Origin of the sequence: Corynebacterium sp. HMSC056E09, assembly GCF_001813425.1 — a bacterium.
GTDB classification, from domain to species: Bacteria; Actinomycetota; Actinomycetes; order Mycobacteriales; family Mycobacteriaceae; genus Corynebacterium; species Corynebacterium hesseae.
In genome coordinates this window covers 31907-57597 of record NZ_KV812493.1, presented here as the reverse complement: position 1 = coordinate 57597, position 25691 = coordinate 31907, and the positions used below count along the sequence as shown (strand labels likewise).

Genomic DNA, 25691 nt, shown 5'->3' with positions numbered 1-25691 from the left:
AACAATTCCTTTGACGCATCACCGCTTATTACCCGTTACCCTCGCCGGGAATACCCGCCTCAAGCCGCGACTGCACCGCCTTACTTTTCACTCGCCCGCCTTCGGCTCCTACCCCCTCGCCGGGCCTGATGAGTATTTTGGGCTCCTCATGCCCCAGGACGGGCAGGAGTTTTCGTCCTTCCCAGTTGAGGATGCCAATGTGCGCGCCGCCGTCACTGGCTTGCCTGACGACGTTCGCCCGGCGTTGCGGTGGTACACAATTCGCAGGCTCAACCACGAAGCCTGCACCATCGATGTCGACGTGGTGACCCATGGCGATAATGGTCCGGGCTCGCGGTGGATCCGCAAGGCCCAGCCCGGGGATACCGCCGGAATCTATACGGGGCAAGCACGGTGGCAGGCACCCAAGAAATCACAGCTGTTGCTCGCGGACGCCTCCGCTCTCCCAGCACTGTGGCACATCCTGGAGCACTACGAAGCCTTCTCACCGCAAACCTTGAGCGGCGTCGACGTCGTTGCACTAATTGCAGACGACTCCGAAATTGAGGACGGCTTTGAGAAGACCTGGCGCGGCAAGGTTCGTTCACTCACCATGGTCGCCGCCCCGCACGAGGAACACAGCGCACGCGCCGTTCAGCTTCTTAGCTCTCGTTTCTCCGCGGATACAGCGCCGGATTCAGTGTGGGTATCCGGCGAAGGGGACCTGGCCAAAGAAGTGCGCTCTTTGGCGGTGCACGACTGGGGAGTGCCGCGCGAGGACGTCATCTGGTCCGTGTACTGGATGAACGGCAAGCCGCGGCCTTAAATCCTTCGCACGCATCTAGTCCTTTAACCGGCGGTGGGTAGCCGGTGAATAACACGGTGCGCTGCCACATGGTTCCCATCAGAAGGTTCCAGTCAAGAGGTTTCAGTCAGAAGGTTTACTTGCCCCCAAACGAACCTTCTTCGCTCCCCCAGATGGTTTGTTTGCCCCCAAGAGAACCTTGTGACTAGAACCATCTACATCCAGCGCCCGCGCTTGCCCCAGGCCTGATGCATCTCCGCTCAAGCCCATGTCCCGAATCCAAGCAGGGAGCACCTGGGGCACACACAGCACAACGCGGGCCCCGGATAATTCCGGAACCCGCGTTGCAAGGGGTCTTGACTATCAGGCGGTTTCTCACGCCGCCCGCCCTGCAAGACTCAGGGTGTTCTCTCTATCTCTCATGCGCCTCTCTCAAACGCACAAGGATTATTATGCGATACATTCCTTGAAAGCCCATCGAACCTGCCTGTATTTTACCTGTCAGTGGTTTTTAGCCCTCTGACCTGTACAAATAATTCGACACGCAAGGAAAAAGGCAATAAAAAATCCCGGCTCGTGAATGAGCCGGGACCTTTACGCCGTTAACACAGACATCAATTAGTCGGTGTAGTTCTTCTCCACGGAAGCGTCGACCGGGATGCCCGGGCCGGAGGTGGTGGAGATGGTGATCTTCTTGGCGTAGATGCCCTTAGCGGAGGACGGCTTCAGACGCAGGATCTCGTCGTACAGCGCGCCGTAGTTCTCAGCCAGCTTCTCAGCGTCGAAGGAAGCCTTACCGATGATGGCGTGCAGGTTGGAAGCCTTGTCAACGCGGAAGGAAATCTTACCGCCCTTGACGTCGGCCACAGCCTTGGTCACGTCAGCGGTCACGGTGCCGGTCTTCGGGTTCGGCATGAGACCACGCGGGCCCAGGACGCGGGCAACGCGGCCAACCTTGGCCATCTGATCCGGGGTGGCGATAGCAACGTCGAAGTCGATGTTGCCCTCGTTGATGGCAGCGATCAGCTCTTCGGTGCCCACGATGTCGGCACCAGCAGCCTTAGCGGCCTCAGCCTTGTCGCCCTCGGCGAAGACGGCCACGCGGACATCCTTACCGGTGCCGTGCGGCAGGGAAACGGTGCCGCGAACCAGCTGATCAGCCTTGCGCGGGTCAACGCCGAGGCGGAAGACAACGTCGACAGTAGCGTCGAAGTTCTTGGAGGAGGTCTCCTTGGCCAGCTTGGCGGCCTCGATCGGACGGTACTGGCGGGAGCGGTCTACCAGCTCAGCGGCAGCCTTGTATGCCTTGGACTTGGTGCTCATAAGTGCAATTCCTTTTCTTGGATTGATGTGGTGATAGCGGGCCGAAGCTGGCCCTGCCACGCGCGATACAGAACGTATCGCGCATTAAATTGAATTATTACTTAGCCGGGATGCCGTCAACGGTGATGCCCATGGAACGAGCGGTACCAGCGATGATGCGGGCGCCGTTCTCGATGTCACGAGCGTTGAGGTCCTCGAACTTGGTCTGTGCAATCTCCTTGCACTGATCCCAGGTCACGGAGCCAACCTTATCGGTGTGCGGAACGCCGGAGCCCTTCTTGATGCCAGCGGCCTTGAGCAGGAGCTTCGCTGCCGGCGGGGTCTTCAGCTTGAAGTCGAAGGAGCGGTCCTCGTAGACGGTGATTTCCACCGGCACGACGTTGCCGCGCTGTGACTCGGTCGCAGCGTTATAAGCCTTGCAGAACTCCATGATGTTGACGCCGTGGGCACCGAGTGCCGGGCCGACCGGCGGAGCCGGGTTAGCAGCGCCTGCTTCGATCTGGAGCTTGATCAGGCCAGTGACCTTCTTCTTGGGAGCCATCGAATTACCTCTTTCCTGTGGTACCGGAGTGCCGCCACGATGAATAACAGCGCCCCGTCCGGATGCTCACGCGTTGTGGGCCACCGGAGGATGAACGTTTGAACATGCGCAAAAGCGCACGGCGTTCAAGTTTAGAACACCGTGCGCCCAGCTCAAAATCGCTTTTTAGGAGATGCGCTCGATTTCCGTCGGGGACAGCTCCACCGGGGTCTCGCGGCCGAAGATGGACACTAGGCCCTGCATCTTGCCGGTCTCCGGATCGATTTCAGAGATGGTGGCAGATACGGAAGCCAGCGGGCCGGACAGGATGGTAACGGCCTCGCCCACCTCGAAGTCGTGAGCATAAGCCTTCGCGGCCTCCTTCTCCGGCATGGCAACAACCTGCTCGCCCTCGGAGTCGGCGGCGGAGGCCTCCGGGGAAACCGTCGTGTCATTCGGCATGAGGAACTTGGCCACGTCGCGGATCTTCACCGGGGTAGCGTTGCCCTCGTTGCCCACGAAGGAGGTCACACCCGGGGTATCGCGGACGACAGACCAGGCGGCGTCGTTAAGCTCCATGCGCACCAGCACGTAGCCCGGAAGCAGCTTGCGCTTAACAACCTTCTTCTTGCCGTCCTTCTTCTCCAGAACCTGCTCGACCGGCACGACGACCTCAAAGATGGAATCCTCCACCTCAAGGGTCTGGGCGCGCATGTCCAGGTTGGTCTTCACCTTGTTCTCGTAGCCGGAGTAGCACTGGATGATGTACCACTTGCCCGGCTGCTTCTTCAGTTCGCGGGTGAATGCGCGCAGGCGGGTCTTGTACTCGGCGTCGGCGGCAGCGGCATCTGCTTCAGCGCTTGGCGACGTCTCCCCCGCTCCCTCAGCCTCAGCCTCGTCCGAGCCGCCGCCGAGGGCGGCCTCAGCGGCCTTGGTAGCAGCTTCCTTCTCGGCGGCTTCCTTCTCCTCGGCAGAAAGCTCCTCCTGCGGCTGCTGGGTTTCCTCAGTAGCCTCGACCGCTTCCGCGGCCTGTTCCTGGACGTTATCAATCATGGCCTGCTCGAGGGAGGTGCCAGTGTTTTCTTCGCTCATTGTCTGCTACTCCAAAATTGTGTTCATTCTTCTAGTCCCCAACCAGGTTACTCGGCGGGACTAGGGCAAAAAGTATCCCGCCGTTTCCCCTAGTCGAGCTAGCGGGAAGGCGGCGGGATGAAAGTATGAAATTAGTTTACTAAGGCGCGAGGATTGCTTCAACTCCGAGGCCGGTCAGCGTGTCCACGCCCCACACCAAGGCGGTGAGGACGATGAGGAAGGCAAAGGTCACGAGGACGTACTGCAGCATTTCCCTGCCGGTAGGCCAGACGACCTTCTTCATCTCAGAGACGACCTCGCCCGGGAAGGACCCGACGGAACCGCCGAAGGATTCTTCCTTCTTATCCTCAACGCGCACGACGCGCTTGTCGGTGTAGGAATCGGTAGAGGTGGTCGCTGCGCCAGAGAGCTGACGCTTGCCGGTTGGGCGCGGGGCCCCGGTGCTCGGCTGCTTTTCATCGCTCACGGCGATTCCCTCCTTGAAGTGATGTGGCAGGGGCGACAGGACTCGAACCTGCAACCTACGGTTTTGGAGACCGTTGCGCTACCAATTGCGCCACGCCCCTTTGCGTGCCCTTTTGGGACAACGCACAACCCTACCAGAACGGTGATTCCCCATGGAAACCACGTGCCGTATAAGGCTGGGAGTCGGTAATGAAAAAGCGCCCGTGTGCGGGCGCTTTTCTTTCCCGGTAGCGATGGCGAGAATTGAACTCGCGACACAGCGATTATGAGTCGCTTGCTCTACCACTGAGCTACACCGCCATATTCACCTTCTGGGACCTTCCAGAAACATGAATGGAGCCCCCTGACAGAATCGAACTGTCGACCTTTTCCTTACCATGGAAACGCTCTGCCGACTGAGCTAAGGGGGCACAGCCTCTTTGAGTAACGGACTTTCATCCGCTGTGCTCTCGTTGAAGCCTTGAAAAGATTAACCCGAAACGCTTAAACAACACAAATCGCCAGTATGGGACATGTTTTTAGGGCCTTTAAGCGCCCCAAGAACACACCAGAGCAAACACCGTGCCGAGTAGACGACAACTAGGGTTAAGGGTCAGAAAGTGTGTCTGGAATCGGGGATTTCTGGGGTCTGAACTGTAGGTTCTCGCAGAATATACGCTTTGGGAGCATATATCTGGCTTTGGGATGCTAAATCCACGGTGTGGCTGCCTACCTGTGGTAGCCGGCGGTGGTGTGGTGATTCAATGCTAGAAATCGACCACACTAGCACTGCGGCGGAGATACAAAATGCAATGAATCGAACAGCTGAGGCTTCGACCGATGGCGGTATAAACCAGGTGATTCTTGGCCAACAAGATTCCCCCCGATGTCACCAATGCAGCACTATTTGCCCAGCCCATCGCCTGCTGCGCTGCGCCGAGAACCTGAACGGAACTGGCTTAATGAAATGGCTCTAGTGTCGCGCACGTTGGGACGGCGGCGTAGTAGTTGCTGCCTGTCCGGCGTTTCCTAGCGCACCGTCGGCCGTACCGGCTATCTCAACGATTAGGACTTCACTAACATCGTCTATGCCCAGTCAGCCGGCCTGGAAGTGGCCAAATCTAGCCCCGGTGACACGCCGAGCCAGACACACATTTTGACCCTTAAGCCGACAACTAAGCCGGGCACACGACCGTTCAATCGACGGAGCGACATTTCGATCAAATAGCGTCCCAATTCCCCGGGGCTCGGGCCCCTTATTTGATCGAAATGACCCTTAACCCCCTAGCCCTATGCCGGGGATCGAAAAATCCCGCAGACACATCTTTGCGTCTGCGGGATTCATTCTGTGCCAGGTAGAAGATTCGAACTTCTGAAGGCAATGCCGGCGGATTTACAGTCCGCTCCCTTTGGCCGCTCGGGCAACCTGGCATGCACTCTTGAGTGCGGTTATGTACTTTACTACGAAGTCCCGCCCGACATGCAAATCGCCTGGCAGGAGCACCTATTAGCCCACGCGCTGGACCGTGTAGTCCGCCAACTGGCGCAGGGCTTCGCTGGCCGTGCATTCGGGCAGCAGGGAAAGCTGGTCTTCGACAACGCGCAGGTATGCGTTGACGTCGGCAAGCGCCTTGTCCCGGCCGCCGGACTTCCACAGCAGGTCGATGGCGCGCTTCACGGAGGCGTCATCGGTCAGCGGGCCCGTCAGGAGGGCACGGAGCTCGTCGCCGACCTCACCCTCCTCCTCCAGGGCATAGAGCACTGGCAGGGTGAACACGCCCTCGCGCAGGTCCGTGCCCGGGGTCTTCCCCGACTCCTCGGGATCGGAGAAGATGTCGATGATATCGTCGACGATCTGGAAAATCATGCCCACGGCCGCACCGATCTGTCGCAGCGCCTCGCACTGCTCCGGGCCGGCGCCAGCGTGGTAAGCACCCAGATAGCCGGCGGAGGCGATGAGCACCGCGGTCTTTTCCCGGATGACCGCCGTGTAATGCTCCACGGCGTTAGCTTCGCCGGCACCGATGGTTTCGCGCATCTGGCCGGTAACAAGCTCCTCGAAGGTCTCCGCGAAGTGCTCCACAGTGTGAGTATCCAGCTGGCTCATCAGCCGCGAAGCGTGCGCCAAGAGGGCATCGCCCGCCAAAATCGCCACCGAGTTAGTCCAGCGGAAATTTGCAGAATCCACGCCGCGGCGGCGCTCCGCTTCATCCATGACATCGTCGTGATAGAGCGTGGCCACGTGGACCATTTCCACCACGGTTGCCGCCTTAATCACCTCAGGCGATTGCGAGCGTTCACCAAACTCGGAAGCCAGCAACGCCATCATCGGGCGGAAACGCTTGCCCCCAGCCAGGGAGAGGTGACGCACCTTGTCTTTGATGAAGTCCTGCCCGCGGTCGAGCTCCGTGTTCAGCAGGTCCTCTACAGCAGCCATCCCGGCGTTGATACGCTCGGTGAGCTGCGCATCCCCCAAGTCCACGTGCTTGGCGTGAGTTTGGCCGTGTGACATTAAACGTGTTCCTTTAAGCTCAAAAATCCTAGTGTTTACCTACCGTAGCCCATGGCACGGCCCTCAACACACTTGTGGCCACTATCCCGTGCAATGATAGTCCCCATGTCGGAGCAGATCGATTCCACCCTTGTTGACGTCGCCATCGTAGGCGCCGGGCCCGCCGGCGCTGCCGCCGCTATCCACGCCGCGCGCGCCGGCCATGACACACTGCTTGTCGACGCCTCCCCCTTCCCCCGCGACAAGACCTGCGGCGATGGGCTGACTCCTCGCGCCATGCACCAGTTGGAGCTCCTCGGCATCGAGGTCAACGCCTCCTACCGCAACCGCGGGCTCAAGCTGCACGGCTTCGGCGGCACCGTAACCGCCCCGTGGCCGTCGACATACCCCTCGCAGGTGGGAACGGCTCTGCCGCGCTATGAATTCGATGCGCTGCTCGTTGAGGCCGCCCAAGAAGCCGGCGCGCAGCTTCTCACCGGCACGGCGACGGCCCCGCAGCTCGAGGGCAACCGGCTGGTGGAGTTCTCCGTGGGCAAGCGCCGCGTGCGCGCGCGGTGGGTCATCGTGGCCGATGGCGTGCGCTCGACCTTTGGCAAGCAGCTGGGCCGCACCTGGCACCGCGAGGAGGTCTACGGCATCGCCGCGCGCGCCTACGCCGATTCGCCCCACGACGGCGAGGAGTGGATGCACTCCCACGTGGAGCTCAAGGACCCCGAGGGGGTCGTACAACCCGGATATGGCTGGATCTTCCCGCTGGGACAGGGGGTCAACATCGGTTTGGGTGCGCTGTCCACCGCCGCCCGCCCGGCTCGTCTCAACACCAAGAAGGCGCTTGATTTCTACGCTGAGCAGCAGCGTTCGGAGTGGGGCTTGGGCGAGCTACGCAACGTCACCTCGGCGATGCTACCCATGGGCGGCGCGGTGTCCGGGGTAGCCGGCGCAAACTGGATGCTGATTGGTGACGCCGCCGCCTGCGTCAATCCGCTCAACGGCGAGGGCATCGATTATGGCTTGGAGACGGCAGCACTAGCCGTAGAGATGCTCGGCACTAAGGACCTGACCTTGGCGTGGCCGGAGCGTCTGCGCGCCGAGTACGGCGAGGCCTTCCTGCTCGCCCGCACCGCAGCGCGCCTGCTGACTTATCCGCAGTTCCTGCCGCTCGCCGGACCTGTGGCCATGCGCGGCCCCATCGGCCGCATGCTCATGCCGGCCGCCGCACGCCTCATGGGCAACCTCATCACCGACGAGGACAAGGACCTGCTCGCCCGCGCCTGGCGGCTGGCGGGCGGGGCGGTCTCTGCGCTGCGCCGGGATACGCCTCTCTGGGCCTAAGGCCTTTAGGCCGGCTTCACCGCGGAGTGCAACGCCACGATGCCACACGTCAGGTTGCGCCAGCCCGCCTGTTCCCAGCCATTGCGGTTGATGGCGGCGGCTAGCTCGTGCTGCTCCGGCCACGCGCGGATGGATTCTGCGAGGTAGATATAGGCCTCCGGGTTGGAGGAGACCACCTTGGCAATCGGCGGCAGCAGGCGGGTCAGGTACTCCTTGTAGACGGTGCCGAAGACCGGGATGACTGGCTTAGAAAACTCCGCCACAGCCAGGCGCCCACCGGGCTTGGTCACGCGCGCCATCTCCCGCAGGCCCAGCTCGAAGTCGTGGATATTGCGCAGACCATAGGAGATGGTCACCGCATCGAAGGTGTTATCCGCAAAAGGCAGGCGCATTCCATCGCCGGCCACCTTGGACACATCGCGCTCCGCGCCAGCCGCGAGCATGCCGAGTGAAAAATCACAGGCCACGCACCACGCGCCGGACTTGGACAGCTCCTCCGTGGAAACAGCCGTTCCGGCAGCCAGGTCGAGGACCTTCTCCCCCGGCTTCAGGTTGAGCCGCTCGCGCGTCAGACGGCGCCAGCGTGCGTCCTGACCAAAGGACAGCACCGTGTTGGTGATGTCGTACTTCTTGCCCACCGCGTCAAACATGCGCGCAACATCGAAGGGCTTTTTATCCAGATCTGCCTTAGACACAAGCGCCTAGTCTAGGCCACGCGCGCCCCCAGGGCGCGAGCGGCCCAGCGCGGCAGCTCCGGGCGCTGGCCCAAAATGGTCAGCGGCACCTCGCGGACATTCTCCAAAACTTCCTCGTAATAGCCCAGCAGCTGCTCGCATAGCGCCGGCCACGTCTTGGAAGCAATCGACTGCCTAGCGTTCTCCCGCAGCTCTTCGTGGATCTCCGGGTTGAGCAGCGCGTCGACGGCATTGGGGAGGTCCTCGACGAACGTGGAAACGTCGAGAAGCAGCCCGTTATAGCCCTCCTCAATGAGGTCCACCGGGCCGCCCGCGCGGGGGCCGATGGTGGGCACGCCCGAGGCCTGCGCTTCCTGGATGGCCTGGCAGAAGGTCTCGAACTCACCGGCGTGGACGAAGATGTCCAGGGATGCATAGGCTGCGGCGAGTTCTTCGCCGCCCAGCGCGCCTGTGAATACCGCGTCCGGCAGTTGGGCCTCCAGCAGCGGGCGCTCTGGGCCATCACCAACGATGACGAGTTGGATGTCCTCGCGTCCGTTAAGCGCGGACAGGCGGTGCACGCCCTTCTCTGCGGCCAGGCGGCCGACGAAGCCGACGATTTTCTTCTTCCCCGTGGGATCCCAGCTCCGGCGCAACGCCGCCGAGCGCTTCGAGGGGTGGAAGCGCTCTGAGTCCACACCGCGGCCCCAGTGGCGCACGTTCTTGATGTGGTGCTTCTCCAAGTCACTGATGGTGAGCGAGGACGGCGCGAGAGTCATCTGGCAGGCGTTATGGATGGTGCGCAGCCACTCCCACACCCCATAGGCCAGTGCGGAAGCGTGGTACTTGGTGGCGAAACCGGCCACGTCGGTCTGGTATAGCGCCACCGCCGGAATGCGCAGCTGACGTGCAGAAAATGCTCCCGCCGCTCCCAGGACGAAGGGGCTGGCCAGGTGGATGATGTCCGGTTTGAACTCGCGCAGCGCCTCGTCCACGGCGGACGTAGGAACGCCAACCGGGAGCGAATCCACCAGCGGCACACGCACGGTGGGCACGCGCACGATGGTGAACCCGAGGTAATCGGGGATCTCCTCCTGCCCGTCCCGGGCGCCGGGGGCGATGACGATGGCCTCGTGGCCGTGCTCGTGGAGGTGTTCGAGGACACGCAGCACGGAGTTGGTCACTCCGTTGACATTAGGCAAGAAGGATTCCGCGACGATGGCTACACGCATGCGCCCCATCATTCCTTTTCTGAGTGCTCGGTTGGTAACGCACGTACTAAATTCCGGTTAATTTTCCCGCTCCCCCACCAGCACGCGCCGGCAATCAGAGTAGCCACGGCCGCGGAGGACAGCGCCGGAATGATCGATAGCGTCCATTCCCGGCCCTCTACCTTGACCAGGTCCGGGTTGCTCTTGGCGTAGAGCACCCACACCTGCTGGCCTTCTCCCAGCCCAGTGGGATAGAGCAGGCCGGTGGGCGGGGTGTGGTAGATCCCTTCGGAGTCCTGGAAGTCCACGAAAGTACGCAAGGTGCCGACATCCGTCACCGTGGCCAGGGCGCGCCCGGGGTTGGCGCCGATGGTGCGGTCATTGAAGAAAGGGCCGATCACCATACCCGCCATGCCCACTAGTGCTGCGGCATACAACACCAGGATCAGCTGGCGCACCCGGCGCCGCGGCATTTACTGACCCACCTTGGCGTTCAGAGCCTCCTGCAGCGCGCGGCGCGAGGACCGGGTGGTGTGTGCCTCCACGACGGTGATCCCGGTGGAGTATTCCTTGAGCTCTGCGAGAACATCGAGCAGCTCCTGCGCCGAGCTCACCTCGCGGTGCTCAGCGCCGCAGGCTTCCGCCAGCTTGGCGACGCCCACCCCATGCGGCGTCCCAAAGGCCCTCTCGAAGGAGGGGCGCAGGGGCTCACGGCCTTGTTCAAGCACCTCGAAGATGCCGCCGCCGTCGTCGTTTGAGACGACGATGGTGAGGTTCTCCGGGCGCGGGTTGTCCTCGGGGAGGATGAGGGAGGTGGCGTCGTGGAGGAAGGTGACATCCCCCATGAGGGCGACGGTGCGCGGGGCGCGGGGCGCGTCGGCCTCGCGGGACTGGGTGGCCAGCGCGATACCGATGGCCTGCGCGACGGTGCCGTCGATGCCGGCGGCCCCGCGCGGCGAGTAGGTTTCCACGCCGTCGAAAGGCAGACCGATGAAGGAGGCATCCCGCACCGCGTTAGAGGCTCCGAGCACGAGGGTGTCGCCGACGGCGAGGGTGTCCCCCACCGCGGCGGCGACGTGGAGTCCGGTAAAGCCGATCTCGGGCTTGGTGGCGTCCTCGCCTGTGGCCTCCGCGAGGACCTCGCGTACACCCTCGGCCGCCATCTGTGCGGCGCCTTCGCAGATCTTCATCCATTCGCGCGTGGGCTCGCCGCTGGTCTTGACGGTGGTGCCCAACTGCGCAGCCGCACCGCGCGGGTTGGTGAAATCCTCCGTGCGGGACAGGCAGATGAGGTCGATATCGGGATCACTGAGCAACGCCAGGACGCCGCGGTGCAGGGTGGGATGGCCCACGACGATAACCTGTTCCACCTTGGTGTTGACCACGTAATCATTGGCGGAGACTTGGGCGCGGCGGAAGAGGTGCGCCGCGGCCGGGTGCACCGGGTGATAGGGCGCGGGTGCAGTGGGCTCGGCAATGGTGGGGACGTCCTCCAGCCCCTCGACCTCCCAGGCCTCATCGCCCGCGATGACGAGCGTGTTGCGGCTGAGATCGACGGCCACCTCGCCGTGATTGGACCAGCGCGGGGTGTGCGCGCGGTGCTGCGTGTAATCCGTCGGGGTGCTGGGCAGCTCTTCGCCTACCAGCGGGGCATCGAGAGCCACGTTGATGTGCACCTGGCGGTCATTCAAAAAGCGCTCCGCGATAAGCGGGATATCACTCGTGCTCTCCACCTGGGTGGTCTCCGCATACACGCCGAAGATGCCGGGCTGCTCGATGGTCTGGGAGGCCCCCGTGCCCACCAAGCGGGCCGGCCGGTCCGCGCTGATGACGGCCAGCGGGGTATGCGAGTAATGCGCCTCCACCATCGCGGGCAGGGCATTAGCCACCGCGGTGCCGGAGGTCATCACGATGCCGACGTGCCGGCGTTGGACGCGTGCCAAACCTAAAGCAGCGAAGGCGGCGGAGCGCTCATCCAGGCGGGTATGCACGCGAATATCGCTGCGCGCGAGAAGCGCCAAAGACAGCGGTGCGTTGCGCGAACCCGGGCAGATAACCACGTCGGTGAGGTGCCGCGAAAGCTGGGCCGCCAGTGCTTCGGCCAGCTGCATCGACTCCGGCTGCGCGGAGGCAGTGGGCTCGGTGTGAGATTCAGTATTAGGCATTGCCTGCACCACCCGTATCGAGCTCTTCCATGCCCGAATCGAATTGCTCGAAGAGGTCATTGATCAACCCTTCCAATTCGGCTCCACCCTGGTCCACACGGTCCTGGACGTCCGGCGGCAGCTCCGTCGGCAGCTCCGTCGGAATATCGGTGGGGAGGTTATCCCGCGGCGAGCTCTTGGTGGTGGTCACCGTGGTGGGAACCTCGGTGGTCACGGTCTCGGTAACCGGCTCCGGGGCGGGTTTGTCAGCATCCGCTGCCGCACCGCGCCACAGGAAGAACAGCACGCCGGCGAAAACGACGGCGATAGCAGCGATGGCCGCGAAGACATAGGACAGGGCTCCCCCGCCCTTCTTCGGCTGCTCCACCTGGTAGCTCGACGGGACTGGGTCGTACTGCGGCTGCTGATAATCCTGGTCATAGCCCTGCTGATAGGGCTGGCCAAAGGACTGCGTGCCCTGGGAACCGGGCTCCGGGAAGTGCTGCTGGGGGCGCTGCGGCGGCTGCTGCTGCGGCGCGCCGAACTGGCGGGTTTCGTTCTCACCGGTGACGCGGCCGAACTGCCGCGTCTCGTTGTCACCGTTGTTGTGGGTCATGGGATTTACCTTATCGTGCACCCTTGCCACTTAGCACCCGGCCAGTGGGGGTTAGTCCCGCGGCGACCTCGCCCGGCGTGCCATCCGCCACGATCTTTCCGCCCTCCGTACCGGAGCCCGGGCCCATCTCAATGACTCGGTCCGCGCCAGCGATGAGGTGGCGGTCGTGGTCTGCCACCACGACGGTGTGGGAGGCATCCACCAGCGAGTGCAGCTCAGAAATAAGTAGGTCGATATCGGCCGGGTGCAAACCGACGGTCGGCTCATCCAACAGGTAGACAGTATGACCCCGGCGCGAATTGCGGGAGCGCTGCAGCTCCGTGGCGAGCTTGATGCGCTGGGCCTCACCGCCGGAAAGCTCCGGGGCGCCCTGGCCTAAGCGCAGGTAGCCCAGCCCCACCGCTTCCAGTGTTTGGAGCGCGTGGAGAATCGGTGCTTCATCCGCAAAGACTTCCAGGGCTTCTTCCACCGTGAGGTCAAGGATGTCCGCGATGGTCCTACCCTGCCAGCGGATGGACAAGGTGTCATCGTTATAGCGCTGCCCCTGGCAATCCGGGCATTGGGTATAGGAGCCGGGCAGGAAAACCAGCTCAACCTCGATCTGGCCGGCGCCGCCGCAGGTGTGGCATTGACCCTGCTTAACGTTGTAGGAAAAGCGCGAAACCGTCCATTTCTTCTTCTTGGCCTCCGGGGTGGCGGCGAAGAGCTTGCGCACGTTGTCGAAGAGGTTGGTGTACGTCGCCACCGTGGAGCGCGGGGTTCGGCCAATTGGCTTTTGGGTAATGGAGACCACGCGCTTGACCTGCTCCGGGCACTCCGGGCCAGTGAGCGTGCCCTGGAGCGCGGCCAGCAGCGTAGATTTGCCAGAACCCGACAGTCCGGTAATGGCCGTGAACTGGCCCAGCCCGAAGTCCACGTCAAGGCCATCGATGGTGTGCGAGTGCACCTTCCGCAGCGCGATATCCCCGTGTGCCGGGCGCGCATCGGCCTTGGGCGTGGGGCGCGGGCGGGCCAAGGCGCGCGCGGTCGGGGTATCGGCGGAGTCCGCCGCCTCTATGTAATCGGCAACAGGGCCCGAGTACACCACCTGGCCGCCGCGCTCACCGGCGAGCGGGCCGACGTCCACGATCCAATCGGCGTGCTTGACTAGCTCCATGTCGTGCTCCACCAACAGCACCGAGTTGCCTTCCGCGATGAAGCGCCGGCACATGTCGAGCACCGCGCCCCTCTCCACTGGGTGCAGGCCCGCCGACGGCTCATCCAGGACATAGGTCACGCCATAGAGCCCTGAGCGCAGCTGCGCAGCGAGGCGCAGGCGTTGGACCTCACCGCCCGAGAGCGTCTCCGTCGGCCTATCCAAGCTAAGGTGCCCAAGGCCGAGTTCCAGGGCCGATTCAAAGGCGGGGAGAAGCGCTTTAAGCAGCAGATCTTCCGCGTCATTCGGTTGCGGCTTTTGGGCTTTGAGGAGCTCGAAGGCTTCGCTGAGCGGAAGGGCATTGAAACGGTCGATAGGCAGCCCGGCATAGGTAACCTTGAGCGCCTTGACCGTCAACCGGCGCCCGTCACAGGTATCGCAGCGGCGGGTTTCCATGAAGCTCAAGACGCGGGCGCGGAGTGTATCCGACTTCGTCTCCGCATAGGTCTTGGTCAGGTAGCTGGCCACGGAGCGCCACGTGCCCTCGTAATTGCGCTGGATCTGATCCGCCCCGCGGCGCGGCTTGACGGTTACCACCGGGCGCTCCTCGGTGAAGAGGATCCACTCGCGGTCTTTCTTCGGCAAATCCTCCCACGGTGAATCCAAGTCATAGCCCAGTTCTTGCAGAATGTCGTGGAAGTTCTTGCCCGCCCAGGCTCCGGGCCACGCAGCAATCGCGCCTTCCTCGATGCTCAGGCTGGGGTCCGGCACCATGGACGCCTCCGTGGGTTCGTGGACGACGCCGGTGCCCTGGCACTCCGGGCACATGCCTTCTGGGGTATTCGGGGAGAAGGAATCGGAGTACAGGCCCTCCGGGTTGTCACCGCAGCGCGAGTAAAGAAGGCGCACGGAGTTAGACATGGCGGAGATCGTGCCCACGGTGGAGCGCGCGCTGCTTGCCGACGCCGACTGCTGCAACGCCACCGTCGGCGGCAGCCCCTCGATGCGGCCGACCTGCGGGTCCACCGCTGAAGCGATGAGGCGTCGAGCAAAGGGCGCGACGGATTCCAGGTAGCGGCGCTGGCCTTCGCCATGAATGGTGCCGAAGGCCAGCGAGGACTTGCCGGAACCGGACACCCCCGTCACGGCCACGAGCTGGCCGCGTGGAAGGTCCACATCCACGTTGCGAAGGTTGTGCAGGTGCGCGTCTTTCACGGAAATGGTCATGCCCGCCAGCCTACGCTGCCCTCCGGACATGTACCGTGAGCTGTGTTTTTAAAGGTGCGGCCAGCACTCGCGCACGCGCTCGAACCACCACTCGCGGCGCTCGCCCGGCGCGGCGAGTGTGCTCAGGCGATCCGGGTCGGGGGTGAGGGCTTCGGCGCGCAGGTGACCGTCGACAAGCTCGCGTGGTGCTGTCACATCCTCCAGGAACAGCGACCCGGTGGCCAGGCCCGCAGCGGCCGGGGTGACGTCGATGTCTTCGTCGTCATAGATTTGCGGCAAGGCGGCCACTGCGGCAAGTCCCATGGAGATTCCCACCGAGGTATCCAGGGCAGAGGCCACCGTGATGTCCATGTGGCGCTCGCGCAGGTGGGAGGCTACCTCGAGTACTTTGCGCACCCCGCCCAGCGGCGCGGGCTTAACCACGGCGACATCAGCCGCTTGCAATTCCGCCACCCGATAAGGGTCGCTGGCCTTGCGGATAGATTCATCCGCCGCCACCCGCACGAAAATCCCGGCGCGCATGAGCTGGGTGCGCACCTCCTTGAGTTCCTCAACGGTCTTGCACGGCTGCTCCATGTAATCCAGCGGCATGAGCTCCTTGGCCGCGGTGACGGCTTCCTCAACGCTCCAGCCGCAGTTGGCGTCGACGCGCAAAACCGGCACGCGACCCTGTGCCTCGATGTAGGCGCGGACAGCGTGAACGCGCGCGATATCGTCCTCTAGGGTCTGCCCCTTCTCCGCCACCTTGATTTTGAAGGTGCGGCAGCCGGGATAGCGCTCCATGACCTCCGGCACCTGCTCGGCAGGAACCGCAGGGACGGTGCCGTTGACTTCTACCCACTCGCGCACGGGTTCCGGAAAGCCTTCGTAGGCCGCTTCCAGCCCGGCGGCGAGCCAGCGGGCGGATTCCTCCGCCCCGTACTCCAGGAAGGGGGCGAACTCACCCCAGCCCGCGGGGCCATCGATAAGCAATGCTTCCCGGGTCGTAATGCCGCGGAACTTCACGGCGAGCGGAAGGGATACCACGTGGGCGCGGTCGAGGACGTCATCAATATGCATGAGTTTCATCGTACGTGTGGGGGTTCAACGCGACACCTGTCATAGCCGGTGTTACCTTTAAACAGTAAGTGGATATAACCAGAAGAAGGATCTTTACATGCTCTACCTTCTCATCGCGCTACTGGCCATCGCCGCAGTTGTCTACCTCATCTATAAGAAAGTCCACGCCGCGGCCTCCATCTTTGCCGTTGGCGTAATCCTGCTCATGCTCGCCGCTCTCACTGGGCGCGCGGACTTCCGAACCACAGAAATTGAAGCGACCGGCAATGCCTTCTACGACCAGCTGCTCGTCGTGGACGCGCTGTTCAAGTCGCGCTTCTCCGGCATCGGTATGGCGATTATGGTGCTCTTCGGCTTTGTGTCCTATATGCGCCACATCGGCGCGGATGCCAAGACGGTCGTGGTGCTCTCCTCACCGCTCAAGCGCTTCAAAGGCTCCTACTGGCTGGTCCCAGTGGGCTTCATCCTGGGCACGCTGCTCTCACTGGTGATCCCCTCGGCCGCAGCGCTTTCCCTATTGCTCGTGGCCACGCTCCTTCCAGCACTCATCGCTGCGGGCCTGACACCCCTGACCGTGGGCGCCATCGTGGTGACCTCCTCCACCATCGTTCCCACCCCGCTGGAGGCCGGCCTCATTCAGGGCGCCGATCTCACCAACATGACTCCGACGGAATTCGTCTACGGCGCCGTCGCCTACGCCACGGTTCCCACGCTGCTCATCACGGCCTTCGTCCACATGTGGTGGCAGCACCGCTGCGATAAGGCGGATGCCCGCAAAGCCCTGGCCTCCGGTGAAGTCACCGCTGACTCGATGTGCGATAAAGCCACTGAGGAAGCCATCGCCCGCGCCGCCTCCCTGCCGGGTTACTACGCCGTGCTCCCGCTCATGCCGCTGCTGCTCATCATCATCTCCGCCATCCTCAACCGCATGGGCGTTATCCCCTTTGAGGGCGGCATCCTCCCGGTGACCGTGGTCTCCCTGTTCATCGCGATGATCATCGAGTCCATCCGCAAGCGCACCGTCACGGGTGCGGTAGATTCCATCTCCAGCTTCTTCAAGGGCATGGGCGAGGGCGCTGCGGGCGTCGTGGCCCTGCTGGTTGCCGCCGCCGTCCTGGTGGAAGGTATTACGCAGATGGGCGTCATTGACATGCTTATCGACGCCGCCGAAGGCTCCTCCGGCGCCGCCGTCCTCATCGTCCTCATCTTCGTCGCCGCCACCGCCGCGATGGCAGCACTCACCGGCTCCGGCACCGCGCCTTACTTCGCCTTCTCTGAGGTAGTGCCCAACCTGGCCTCGCAGACCTCCATCCACGCCCCGCAGATGCTCACCGCCATTTGGGGAACGTCCAACCTCATGCGCCAGGTCTCCCCGGTCAACGCCGCGGTGCTCATTGTTGCCGGCGCCATCAAGGTCAACCCCATCCAGCTGGTCAAGCGCACCTCCGTGCCCATGATTGTGGCGACGGTGCTCAACACGCTGTTTGCGTTCATGTTTATTGGGTAACACTCCCCGGCTGTGGCCTTAGCGCCCCTTTAAACCACCATGCGGGGCGCTAGGCTACAACTCATGCGAAAACTCTCTACTCTCTCTTTACTCGTTGCCGCCGGAATTGCATTGAACGCCTGCGGCGATACTTCTGACTCCTCTACACCTGCTAGTGAGGCTTCTGCCGACAGCCAATTAACCTCCGTTGTGGCCCCAGTGACTGCCTCCACTTCCGAGGCCCCCGAGGACAGCGGCCCCGCGCCGACTCTTAACGATGCCCCGAGCGGCACTCCCGCCGCGGACGACAACGCCAACCCCAACCCGGGCGGCCACAACATCAACGTCGGGCAAGTCGGCGGTGCATGCGGCTATACCAATCAAGGAGACAAGATCCACGCAGGAGAAAACACCTCCTGTGAGTTCGCCGCCGCTATGTTTGATGAGGCCATCAAGCACACCTTCACCTGGTCGCAGCGCAGTTCTACCGTGAATGGCTCCTACAACACCCGCATTTCTGTAGCGAGCCCGGCGACAAAGCAGAGCTACGACCTGTATTGCGCCATGGGCTCTGACACTCGAACTTTCTACTGCGGCATCGACGGCGACAACTCTGTCTACGCCAGCTTTGAAGAGGCCAATAGCCAGACGTGGACCAACCGGCTGTCTACCGAAGGTCAGCCGTAGCGAGCAACCGAACATGACGTACATATCGATCAAATAAGGCCCCAGATCATCGAAGTTTTGGGGCACTATTTGTTAGAAGTGTCACGACCGCACGGCGAAGCCTCTTGCCTGCCGTACAATTGCACAGACAATCAATCCCATTAAGGGTTAAAGGAGGAACCATGCTACTTGCTGAAGCCTTGGCCGAGCGCGCCCAGGCGCAGGAGCGCCTCAACTCGCTGAGTGACCGGCTTGCGGCAACCGTCCGCATACAGGAAGGCGATGAACCGGATGAGAACCCGACGGATCTCCTCCGTGAGCTCGAGGGCGTGACCAAACGCATCGACGAGCTTGTCATCGCCATCAACGCCACGAACACGGCCACCCCGTTCGACGAAGAGATCTCGCTGATGGAGGCGCTGGCACTTCGTGATGGTCTGCTGCGCAAGCGCCGCATCTACCAGGGATTGGCAGAGCGCGCGGGTGCGCGCCACGACCGCTACTCCCGCTCCGAGATCAAGTTCGTGGCCACCGTGCCCGTGCCGAAGCTGCGCGAGCGCGCCGATGATCTGGCCCGCCAGTACCGCGAACTGGATACCCGCATCCAGCAGCTGAACTGGAATACGGAACTGATAACTAAATAGCGACTGCCGCTAGTTGTGCCGCATCCTTGCGGCACGTCATGTCGTTCGACATTTAGTCATGTCGTGTGCGCTGAGCCGCACACGACGGTAGCCCACACTCTTCGCAGCGAGCGCAACCCTTACTGGGCAGGGAAAAGTCCAGTGCTTCTCAGGCGCCTTCGTAGCGCAAGAAGGCAGGGAGGTTCGATTCCGTCCCACTGTATGGTGTACCGCGCTGGTACGGAGTACACGTGCACATTGACGGGGATAATCCCGCAGTATTGTTTATTGTTTATCACCGCCGCGCTGGGCGGAGAGTGTGGGTGAGGGTTGGGAATGGGGACTATACTTCCGGCGCACTGCTTTCCAATTAAGCTGGTGTGCCATGAGCGAGCAGAAGAACTACAGCACCGATAACCCTTTCAAGCCGGAGCTCTGGCGCCCCGTCGAGGGCTTTGAGGCCCTGACGGATATCACCTATCACCGGCTCATCAGCGACGGCCCAAAGCCACAGCGCAAGGACGGCATCGTCCGCATCGCCTTCGACCGCCCCGAGGTGCGCAATGCGTTTCGCCCGCACACGGTGGATGAGCTCTACCGCGCGCTGGACCACGCGCGCCGCACGCCAGATGTTGGCACGGTGTTGCTGACCGGCAACGGGCCCTCCCAAAAGGACGGCGGCTGGGCGTTTTGCTCCGGCGGTGACCAGCGCATTCGCGGCCGCTCCGGGTACCGCTACGCCACCGAGCACGCGCACGATGACGCGACTGCCGACGAATCCACCGTCGACACCGCCCGCGAAAAAGTTGAGGGCGGCCGCCTGCACATCCTGGAGGTCCAGCGCCTCATCCGCACCATGCCCAAGGTGGTCATCGCCGTGGTTAACGGCTGGGCCGCCGGCGGCGGGCACTCCCTGCACGTGGTGTGCGATATGACCATTGCCTCCCGCCAGGAAGCCCGCTTCAAGCAGACCGACGCCGACGTCGGCTCTTTCGACGCCGGCTATGGCTCGGCCTACCTGGCCAAGATGGTGGGCCAGAAGTACGCCCGCGAGATCTTTTTCTTGGGACGCACCTACGACGCGCAGCGCATGTACGAGATGGGTGCCGTCAACGAGGTAGTTAACCACGCCGAGCTGGAGGACGCCGCCATCCAGATGGGACGCGAGATCAACATGAAGTCCCCCACCGCCCAGCGCATGCTCAAGTTCGCCTTCAACCTCACCGATGATGGCCTCATGGGCCAGCAGGTCTTCGCCGGCGAAGCCACCCGCTTGGCTTATATGACCGACGAAGCCGTCGAGGGCAAGGAATCCTTCCTGGAAAAGCGCGAGCCCAACTGGGATGACTTCCCGTACTACTACTAGTTCCCCCAAGGAGAGCCTGACGTGCTTTATTTTTCCATTGCCCTCGCGGCCATCGCGCTCGTTGCCGTCATCGGTTCCCGCGTGTGGATGCTGCGCCACATCCAGCAGGCCCAAAAGGATGGTGAGCGCCCCTTCGATCAGGAGGATGAGCTCATCAACCCTTACGAACACCGCGGGCGGTAACCTAGCTAACCGTGACCATCCTCTCCCCTCTGCCTGTCAATCCACATGACCCCGCCGCCATCCTCCCTGATCTGGAAGCGGCCATCGCAGGACAAGCCACCTTCCTGCCCGCCCCTGCAGAGGACCGCACCCGCGCGCAGCTCCTGCGCAACCACATGCGCGCAGGAGAACCTATTGATTCCTCCATCGCGCTGGTCGTGGCCACCTCCGGGTCCACGGGCACGCCGAAAGGCGCGCAACTCACGGCCGCCAACTTGGTGTCTAGTGCCGATGCCACGCACCGGACTTTAGGCGGCACCGGTCAGTGGCTACTAGCCACGCCCGCCTCCCATATCGCGGGCATCCAGGTATTGGTGCGCTCCCTCGTCGCGGGCGTGGAGCCGCTCTGCCTTGACCTGTCGGAAGGTTTTTCCATCCCCAGTTTCGCCCGCGCCGCGCACGAGCTGGCCGCCACTGGGGATCGCTCATACACGGGCCTGACCCCGATGCAGCTAGCCAAGGCCATGGATTCGCTAGAAGGAATCGAGGCCCTGCGCACCTTTGATGCCATCCTCGTCGGAGGTGCTGCCACCCACCCGCAACTATTGGACTCTGCGAAAAAGCTGCGCATCAATATCGTCACCACCTACGGTTCCTCAGAAACTTCCGGTGGATGCGTCTACAACGGCCGTCCCCTCGATCGCGCTCTTGTTCGCATCGGCGACGAGGGGCGCATTTACCTTGGCGGGCCCATGATTGCGCAGGGCTATCGAAACGTGGACTCAGATGCCTTCATGGTCGATGAGTCCGGTACCTCGTGGTTTGCTACCTCCGACGCCGGCGCGCTTCACGACGGCCACCTCACCGTCACCGGGCGCCTCGACAACATCCTGAACACCGGCGGGCTCAAGCTCCACCCAGAGCAGCTCGAGCAGCACATCCTTCGCGTGCCGGGAGTGGACGGCGTGTGCGTGGTCGGCATCCCCCACCCACGCTTGGGACAGATGATCGTCGCTGCCTATACCGGATGGGCGGATGTCGGCGATATCCTTGTGGCTCTCGACGATAGTGGCCTTCCCCGGTGGCAAATCCCCAAGGACTTCAAGCGCCTGGCCCAGCTCCCCACCACCGGTCCCGGCAAGGTTGACCGCCTCGCCGTCGCCCGCATGTGGGACAGCTAAGCCTCCGCTTCGCCAAAGCTGCGTACGGCAATGCCGCGCGCAGCGGATTCCCCGAGGGGGAAGTGCGCACCGCCGTCGACGGCAACCTCGAGCACACCCGCAACCGAGGGGGCAACGACGGTCAATTCCACTCCCGGCCGCACTCCATATTTATCCAGGTAGCGCAAAAATTCGCCGTCAGCGTCAGTGACCTGCTCCACGGTGACGGGGGTCTGCGCGGGGACGTCGATAAGCGTAATGCGCGAGACCGGCTCGGCAGTGCCATCCGGGGCAGGTATGGGATCACCATGCGGATCGCGGGCGGGGTTACCCAGGAAAGAATCGAGGCGTTCAACGAGCCTGTCGGACGTCGCGTGCTCTAGCATTTCCGCCTCATCGTGCACCTCATCCCAGGTATAGCCCAGAGTGCGCACGAGGAAGGTTTCCAGGAGTCGATGCCGGCGCACCATTGCCACAGCCAGCCGCCGGCCTTCCTCAACAAGCCGAACACCGAAGTAGCGTTCGTGTTCCACCAGCCCCTTCGCGGCCAGGCGCTTGACCGCCTCCGACGTGGTGGGCAGCTTCTGCCCCGCCGCTTTAGCTAGGTCCCCCAGCGGCATCGCGGTATTAGCGCCCTCTTTCTCCTCATAGGTCCAGAGGATCTTGAGGTAATCCTGGGTGCGTTCGGGCAGCTCACTGATGTGCATACCCCCATCGTAGTTCAGCCTATTGCTTCCAAAGGTTTCAGGACTTATGCTCTTTCAAGTTCAATCTATTGAACATCGACATTCACTTTTAATAAGAGAGGTTTCCCGTGAAGAAACTTATTGCGCTTCCCCTCGCTTCCCTCGTGGCTGCCACCGCGCTGACTGCCTGCACCAGCAGCGACTCCGCCGAAGCCCAGGACGACAATCTGACGATCTTCGCCACGACTGGTTACTTGGCTGATGCGGCCGCCAATATCGCCCCGGACGCCGACATCACCACCATGGTCGGTCCCGGCGGCGATCCGCACACCTACCAGCCCACCACGCGCGATATTGAAAAGATGCAGGACGCCGACCTCGTCCTCTGGAATGGCCTTCACCTCGAGGCGCAAATGGTGGACCAGCTCTCCTCCCTCGGTGAGAAGCAGCTAGCTGTCGGCGAACAGCTCGATACTGCTGACCTTCTGCCGTGGCCCGAGCAAGGTGACAAGGGCGAAAAACTCTACGACCCGCACATCTGGAATAGCCCCGAGCTGTGGAGCCAGGTCGTCGATCACATCGGCACCAAACTCGGCGAAATCGACTCTGACAATGCCGAAGACTATGCCGCGGCCGCCGATGAATATGAAGACAAGATTGCAGCCGCGCATGACAAAGCGGCTAAGGAACTCGAAAACGCCTCCCCGCGCGTCCTCATCACCGGCCATGACGCCTTCAACTACTTCGGCAAGACCTTCGACTTTGAAGTCCAAGCCACCGACTTCGTGACCACCGAAGCCACCAAGTCCGCCACTGAGATCTCCGAGCTCGCGGATACGATCGCGGAGAAGAAGGTCCCCGTTATCTTCCAAGATAACCAGGCGAACCCACAGGCCATCACTTCTCTCAAGGAAGCCGTAGAAACCCGCAACTGGACAGTCACCATCTCGGATGAAGAGCTCTTTGCCGATACCCTCGGCCCGGAAGCCCCAACCGATACCTACCTCGGAGCCTTCGAACATAACGCTAGCGCCGTGGCGAAAGCACTAAGCTAATGCTCAGCGTAGGAAACCTCACCGCCGGCTATCCCCGCACGCCGGTGCTTCACGACGCCTCCTTCACCCTCACCCCCGCGACTATCACCGGGCTGGTGGGTGCGAACGGGTCGGGAAAGTCTACTCTGGTCCGCACGCTGGTAGGGCTCCTTCCGCCTCTAGCCTGCGGGTCGATGACCTTCGATGGCGTCGATCTGGCACATTTTCGGCAGCGTCTCGGATATATGCCACAACATGCGGATATCGACTGGAATTACCCTGCCACCGCCTTCGACATCGCCCTGATGGGCCGCACCGCCGGGCTGCGCTGGTGGCAGTGGCCCAGCCGCGCTGACAAAGACGCCGCTCACGCCGCGCTTTCCCGCACCGGAATGCAGGCACACGCGCAGCTGCCGATTTCCGCCCTGTCTGGTGGTCAGCGCCAGCGCGTGTTGTTGGCGCGCACGCTCGTTAGCGAGCCGGAATTCATCATCCTCGACGAGCCCTTCGCTGGTGTCGATGCCGCGAGTCAGCGCGCCATCATGGATGTACTCAAGGAACTGCGCGAGAACGGCGTGACCATCCTGCTGGTGCATCACAACCTGGCGGAGGTCGCCGACTTTTGCGATGAGGTCCTCATGGTCGGCCACGGCCGGCTCATTGCTGCTGGCCCCACCGAGCAGGTACTTACCGAGTCCGCCATTGCCGACATGTTTTCCCTGCCATCATGAACCCACTCGAGCTTCTTCAGAACTACACCTATACCCAGGCACTCCTGGGCACCGTGCTCATCGGTGGCTGCGCTGGCGCGCTAGGCCCACTGGTATATGTTCGCCGCACCAGCCTGCTGGCCGATGCCATCTCGCATTCTTCCCTGCCTGGACTGCTCACCGCCTTCCTCGTGGCCACCGCCATTGGCTGGGACGGGCGAAATGTCTGGCTTCTTTCTTGCGGCGCCCTGCTCACCGGAACCCTCGCGGTGGGGTGCATTCACCTCATCCCGCGGTTAACTCCCCTGGGGCAAACCACTGCGATGGCGGCCACGCTAACCACATTTTTCTCGGTGGGAATGCTGCTCATGCAGTATATTTCCCGCCGACCATTGCCTGGCAAGGCCGGAATCCAGGATTATTTGCTGGGAAATGCCTCCACGCTCACTCGCGCGGATGTACGGTCCACACTCATCATCGGTGGCTGCGTGCTGCTTTTTCTTTTCCTCATTCACACCCGGCAGGCCGCAGTCACTTTTGATTCAAGTTTTGCCCAGGTAGCCGGCATCCGCACCTCGTTCCTCAACGCGGCTAGTTTCTTCGCCCTCACCGCCATCACGGTGCTCGGCGTCAAAGTCGTCGGCGTAGTGCTCATGGTCGCCGTGGTCATCAGCCCTGCCGCCGCTGCCCGCCCCTGGACCACGCGCTTGCTACCTTTCATCGCGCTCTCCGGGTTCTTCGGCGCGGCCACCGCTGCTCTCGGCTGCTATGTCTCCATTGCGCACGGCCCGCTGCCCACCGGTCCGGTCATCGTCCTGGCTCAGGCGGCGCTCGTCACTATCAGCCTCACCAGTAGAAAGCTAGCCTCATGACCCTCGCCGCGACCGCTTGTCTCCTTGCCGTTCTGACGGCCTTGGCCTGTGCTATCCCCGGCACCTTTGTTGTCCTCAAAGGCCAGGCCATGCTTATCGACGGCATCGGCCATGCCGTCCTTCCCGGAATTGCCGTCGGCTACCTCTTTACCGCAGATCTAGATTCACCCATCTTGCTCGTTACCGCGGCCGCTGGCGCCTTGGTGGTGGCGTTGGGAACTGACGCACTACAGCGCAGCCCGCTGGTGACTGCTGATTCCGCCCTCGGATTGGTCTTTCCCGCCCTGTTTGCCGCCGGAGTCATCCTGATTTCTACGCACATGAGCCACGTGCACCTTGATGTCCACGCCGTTCTCGTCGGTGATCTCAACCTCGCGGCCTTCTCCAATCCCAACTATTGCTACATCATGGCCGCAGTGCTGGGTATCAATGCTCTCTTCCTCGCCCTTACACTGCCGCGTTTATCCGCCACGACTTTTGACGCCGATTTTTGTGCCGCACGCGGGGTGCCCACGCGCGTTCTTCACATCATATTTATGACCGTGGTTGCCTGCACCGCCACCGCCGCCTTTCACGCTGCCGGTGCCATGCTGGTCATCGCTCTCATGGTATTCCCGACGATGACCGCGCGGCTGCTTACTCAGCGCGTGCCCACGCTGGTGTTGACCGCCTGTGGCGTTGCCGCTATCAGCGCGGTCGTGGGATTTTGGGTTGCCTATGTCCTTGACGCGGCTACCTCTGCCGCAATGACAGTCACCAATGCCGTTATTTTCGTTGCAGTGCTCATCATCTACCGCTTTCGCCAACGCACCAGCTCATTGCCGCAGCACACCACACCAGTGGCACAATAGTG

General features: G+C 62.5%; 25 protein-coding genes and 4 tRNA genes. 12 read left to right on the top strand and 17 right to left on the bottom strand.

Going from position 1 to position 25691, the window contains the following annotated elements:
- Positions 1-10 precede the first annotated feature (10 nt).
- Complete coding sequence (locus HMPREF2912_RS06355) at positions 11-805, top strand: siderophore-interacting protein (RefSeq protein WP_070683596.1); 795 nt, start codon at positions 11-13, stop codon at positions 803-805.
- Between the two features lie 597 nt (positions 806-1402).
- Here the strand turns inward: HMPREF2912_RS06355 and rplA are convergent.
- The 9 genes from rplA to HMPREF2912_RS06310 form a co-directional block, all read right to left on the bottom strand.
- Positions 1403-2107: a 50S ribosomal protein L1 gene (rplA, locus tag HMPREF2912_RS06350; RefSeq protein WP_070520973.1), complete on the bottom strand. Its 705-nt coding sequence runs from the start codon at positions 2105-2107 to the stop codon at positions 1403-1405.
- A 97-nt stretch (positions 2108-2204) separates the two neighbouring features.
- The gene (gene rplK / locus HMPREF2912_RS06345; protein WP_070520976.1) at positions 2205-2648 is read right to left on the bottom strand and encodes a 50S ribosomal protein L11; all 444 of its coding nucleotides are present in this window, start codon (positions 2646-2648) and stop codon (positions 2205-2207) included.
- Positions 2649-2813: 165 nt separating this feature from the next.
- Positions 2814-3719, bottom strand: a complete 906-nt coding sequence (gene nusG, locus HMPREF2912_RS06340) for a transcription termination/antitermination protein NusG (RefSeq protein ID WP_070520979.1) — start codon at positions 3717-3719, stop codon at positions 2814-2816.
- Between the two features lie 139 nt (positions 3720-3858).
- Positions 3859-4185: a preprotein translocase subunit SecE gene (gene secE / locus HMPREF2912_RS06335; protein ID WP_070683594.1), complete on the bottom strand. Its 327-nt coding sequence runs from the start codon at positions 4183-4185 to the stop codon at positions 3859-3861.
- A gap of 24 nt (positions 4186-4209) precedes the next feature.
- Positions 4210-4285 (bottom strand) — tRNA-Trp (locus HMPREF2912_RS06330).
- Between the two features lie 127 nt (positions 4286-4412).
- Positions 4413-4484 (bottom strand) — tRNA-Met (locus HMPREF2912_RS06325).
- A 34-nt stretch (positions 4485-4518) separates the two neighbouring features.
- Positions 4519-4594: transfer RNA gene (locus HMPREF2912_RS06320), tRNA-Thr, on the bottom strand.
- 918 nt (positions 4595-5512) lie between these two features.
- Positions 5513-5594 (bottom strand) — tRNA-Tyr (locus HMPREF2912_RS06315).
- A 76-nt stretch (positions 5595-5670) separates the two neighbouring features.
- Entirely contained in the window at positions 5671-6675 is a 1005-nt protein-coding gene (locus HMPREF2912_RS06310) for a polyprenyl synthetase family protein (protein WP_070533895.1), read from the bottom strand.
- A gap of 93 nt (positions 6676-6768) precedes the next feature.
- Between HMPREF2912_RS06310 and HMPREF2912_RS06305 the strand changes: the two genes are divergently transcribed.
- Complete coding sequence (locus tag HMPREF2912_RS06305) at positions 6769-8007, top strand: geranylgeranyl reductase family protein (RefSeq protein ID WP_070683592.1); 1239 nt, start codon at positions 6769-6771, stop codon at positions 8005-8007.
- A 5-nt stretch (positions 8008-8012) separates the two neighbouring features.
- On the opposite strand, the gene HMPREF2912_RS06300 is transcribed toward HMPREF2912_RS06305, so the two are convergent.
- From HMPREF2912_RS06300 to HMPREF2912_RS06270, 7 genes are read right to left on the bottom strand one after another with little or no spacing between them, the layout of a single operon-like run.
- Positions 8013-8702 (bottom strand): demethylmenaquinone methyltransferase, encoded by a 690-nt coding sequence (locus HMPREF2912_RS06300; RefSeq protein ID WP_070562613.1) that lies wholly within the window; start codon positions 8700-8702, stop codon positions 8013-8015.
- An 11-nt stretch (positions 8703-8713) separates the two neighbouring features.
- Positions 8714-9913, bottom strand: a complete 1200-nt coding sequence (locus HMPREF2912_RS06295; protein ID WP_070596790.1) for a glycosyltransferase family 4 protein — start codon at positions 9911-9913, stop codon at positions 8714-8716.
- 8 nt (positions 9914-9921) lie between these two features.
- On the bottom strand, positions 9922-10365 hold the full coding sequence (locus HMPREF2912_RS06290; protein ID WP_070596761.1) for a DUF3592 domain-containing protein: 444 nt from the start codon (positions 10363-10365) through the stop codon (positions 9922-9924).
- A complete protein-coding gene (menD, locus tag HMPREF2912_RS06285; protein WP_070683590.1) occupies positions 10366-12057 on the bottom strand; it encodes a 2-succinyl-5-enolpyruvyl-6-hydroxy-3-cyclohexene-1-carboxylic-acid synthase in 1692 nt (563 codons plus the stop codon).
- Positions 12050-12652, bottom strand: a complete 603-nt coding sequence (locus HMPREF2912_RS06280; protein WP_070683588.1) for a hypothetical protein — start codon at positions 12650-12652, stop codon at positions 12050-12052. Before HMPREF2912_RS06280 ends, menD begins: the two co-directional genes overlap by 8 nt.
- A 10-nt stretch (positions 12653-12662) precedes the next feature.
- Positions 12663-15014: an ATP-binding cassette domain-containing protein gene (locus tag HMPREF2912_RS06275; protein ID WP_070683586.1), complete on the bottom strand. Its 2352-nt coding sequence runs from the start codon at positions 15012-15014 to the stop codon at positions 12663-12665.
- 48 nt (positions 15015-15062) lie between these two features.
- Positions 15063-16073 (bottom strand): o-succinylbenzoate synthase, encoded by a 1011-nt coding sequence (locus HMPREF2912_RS06270; protein WP_070521283.1) that lies wholly within the window; start codon positions 16071-16073, stop codon positions 15063-15065.
- A gap of 97 nt (positions 16074-16170) precedes the next feature.
- Between HMPREF2912_RS06270 and dcuC the strand changes: the two genes are divergently transcribed.
- The 6 genes from dcuC to menE all read left to right on the top strand — a co-directional run bounded on the left by dcuC (position 16171) and on the right by menE (position 21557).
- A complete protein-coding gene (gene dcuC / locus HMPREF2912_RS06265; RefSeq protein ID WP_070533911.1) occupies positions 16171-17580 on the top strand; it encodes a C4-dicarboxylate transporter DcuC in 1410 nt (469 codons plus the stop codon).
- Positions 17581-17643: 63 nt separating this feature from the next.
- The gene (locus HMPREF2912_RS06260; protein ID WP_070683584.1) at positions 17644-18246 is read left to right on the top strand and encodes a hypothetical protein; all 603 of its coding nucleotides are present in this window, start codon (positions 17644-17646) and stop codon (positions 18244-18246) included.
- A gap of 161 nt (positions 18247-18407) precedes the next feature.
- A complete protein-coding gene (locus HMPREF2912_RS06255; RefSeq protein WP_070516481.1) occupies positions 18408-18869 on the top strand; it encodes a DIP1984 family protein in 462 nt (153 codons plus the stop codon).
- A gap of 364 nt (positions 18870-19233) precedes the next feature.
- Positions 19234-20214: a 1,4-dihydroxy-2-naphthoyl-CoA synthase gene (locus HMPREF2912_RS06250; protein ID WP_070596767.1), complete on the top strand. Its 981-nt coding sequence runs from the start codon at positions 19234-19236 to the stop codon at positions 20212-20214.
- 21 nt (positions 20215-20235) lie between these two features.
- On the top strand, positions 20236-20397 hold the full coding sequence (locus HMPREF2912_RS12995; protein WP_168164088.1) for a hypothetical protein: 162 nt from the start codon (positions 20236-20238) through the stop codon (positions 20395-20397).
- Positions 20398-20408: 11 nt separating this feature from the next.
- Entirely contained in the window at positions 20409-21557 is a 1149-nt protein-coding gene (gene menE, locus HMPREF2912_RS06245; protein ID WP_070683582.1) for an o-succinylbenzoate--CoA ligase, read from the top strand.
- Here menE and HMPREF2912_RS06240 read toward each other — a convergent pair.
- On the bottom strand, positions 21554-22243 hold the full coding sequence (locus HMPREF2912_RS06240) for a metal-dependent transcriptional regulator (protein ID WP_070683581.1): 690 nt from the start codon (positions 22241-22243) through the stop codon (positions 21554-21556). The two genes, menE and HMPREF2912_RS06240, sit on opposite strands and share 4 nt — an antisense overlap.
- Positions 22244-22350: 107 nt before the next feature.
- Between HMPREF2912_RS06240 and HMPREF2912_RS06235 the strand changes: the two genes are divergently transcribed.
- The 4 genes from HMPREF2912_RS06235 to HMPREF2912_RS06220 are packed head-to-tail and all read left to right on the top strand — an operon-like array spanning position 22351 to position 25689.
- Positions 22351-23277: a metal ABC transporter substrate-binding protein gene (locus tag HMPREF2912_RS06235; protein WP_070521016.1), complete on the top strand. Its 927-nt coding sequence runs from the start codon at positions 22351-22353 to the stop codon at positions 23275-23277.
- Positions 23277-23987 carry a metal ABC transporter ATP-binding protein gene (locus HMPREF2912_RS06230; protein ID WP_010189751.1) on the top strand — a complete coding sequence of 237 codons (711 nt, stop codon included), beginning with the start codon at positions 23277-23279 and terminating at the stop codon, positions 23985-23987. The genes HMPREF2912_RS06235 and HMPREF2912_RS06230 overlap by 1 nt, the downstream gene beginning before the upstream one ends.
- Positions 23984-24838, top strand: a complete 855-nt coding sequence (locus tag HMPREF2912_RS06225) for a metal ABC transporter permease (protein ID WP_010189752.1) — start codon at positions 23984-23986, stop codon at positions 24836-24838. The genes HMPREF2912_RS06230 and HMPREF2912_RS06225 overlap by 4 nt, the downstream gene beginning before the upstream one ends.
- A complete protein-coding gene (locus tag HMPREF2912_RS06220) occupies positions 24835-25689 on the top strand; it encodes a metal ABC transporter permease (RefSeq protein WP_010189755.1) in 855 nt (284 codons plus the stop codon). Before HMPREF2912_RS06225 ends, HMPREF2912_RS06220 begins: the two co-directional genes overlap by 4 nt.
- The last annotated feature ends 2 nt before the right edge of the window (positions 25690-25691 follow it).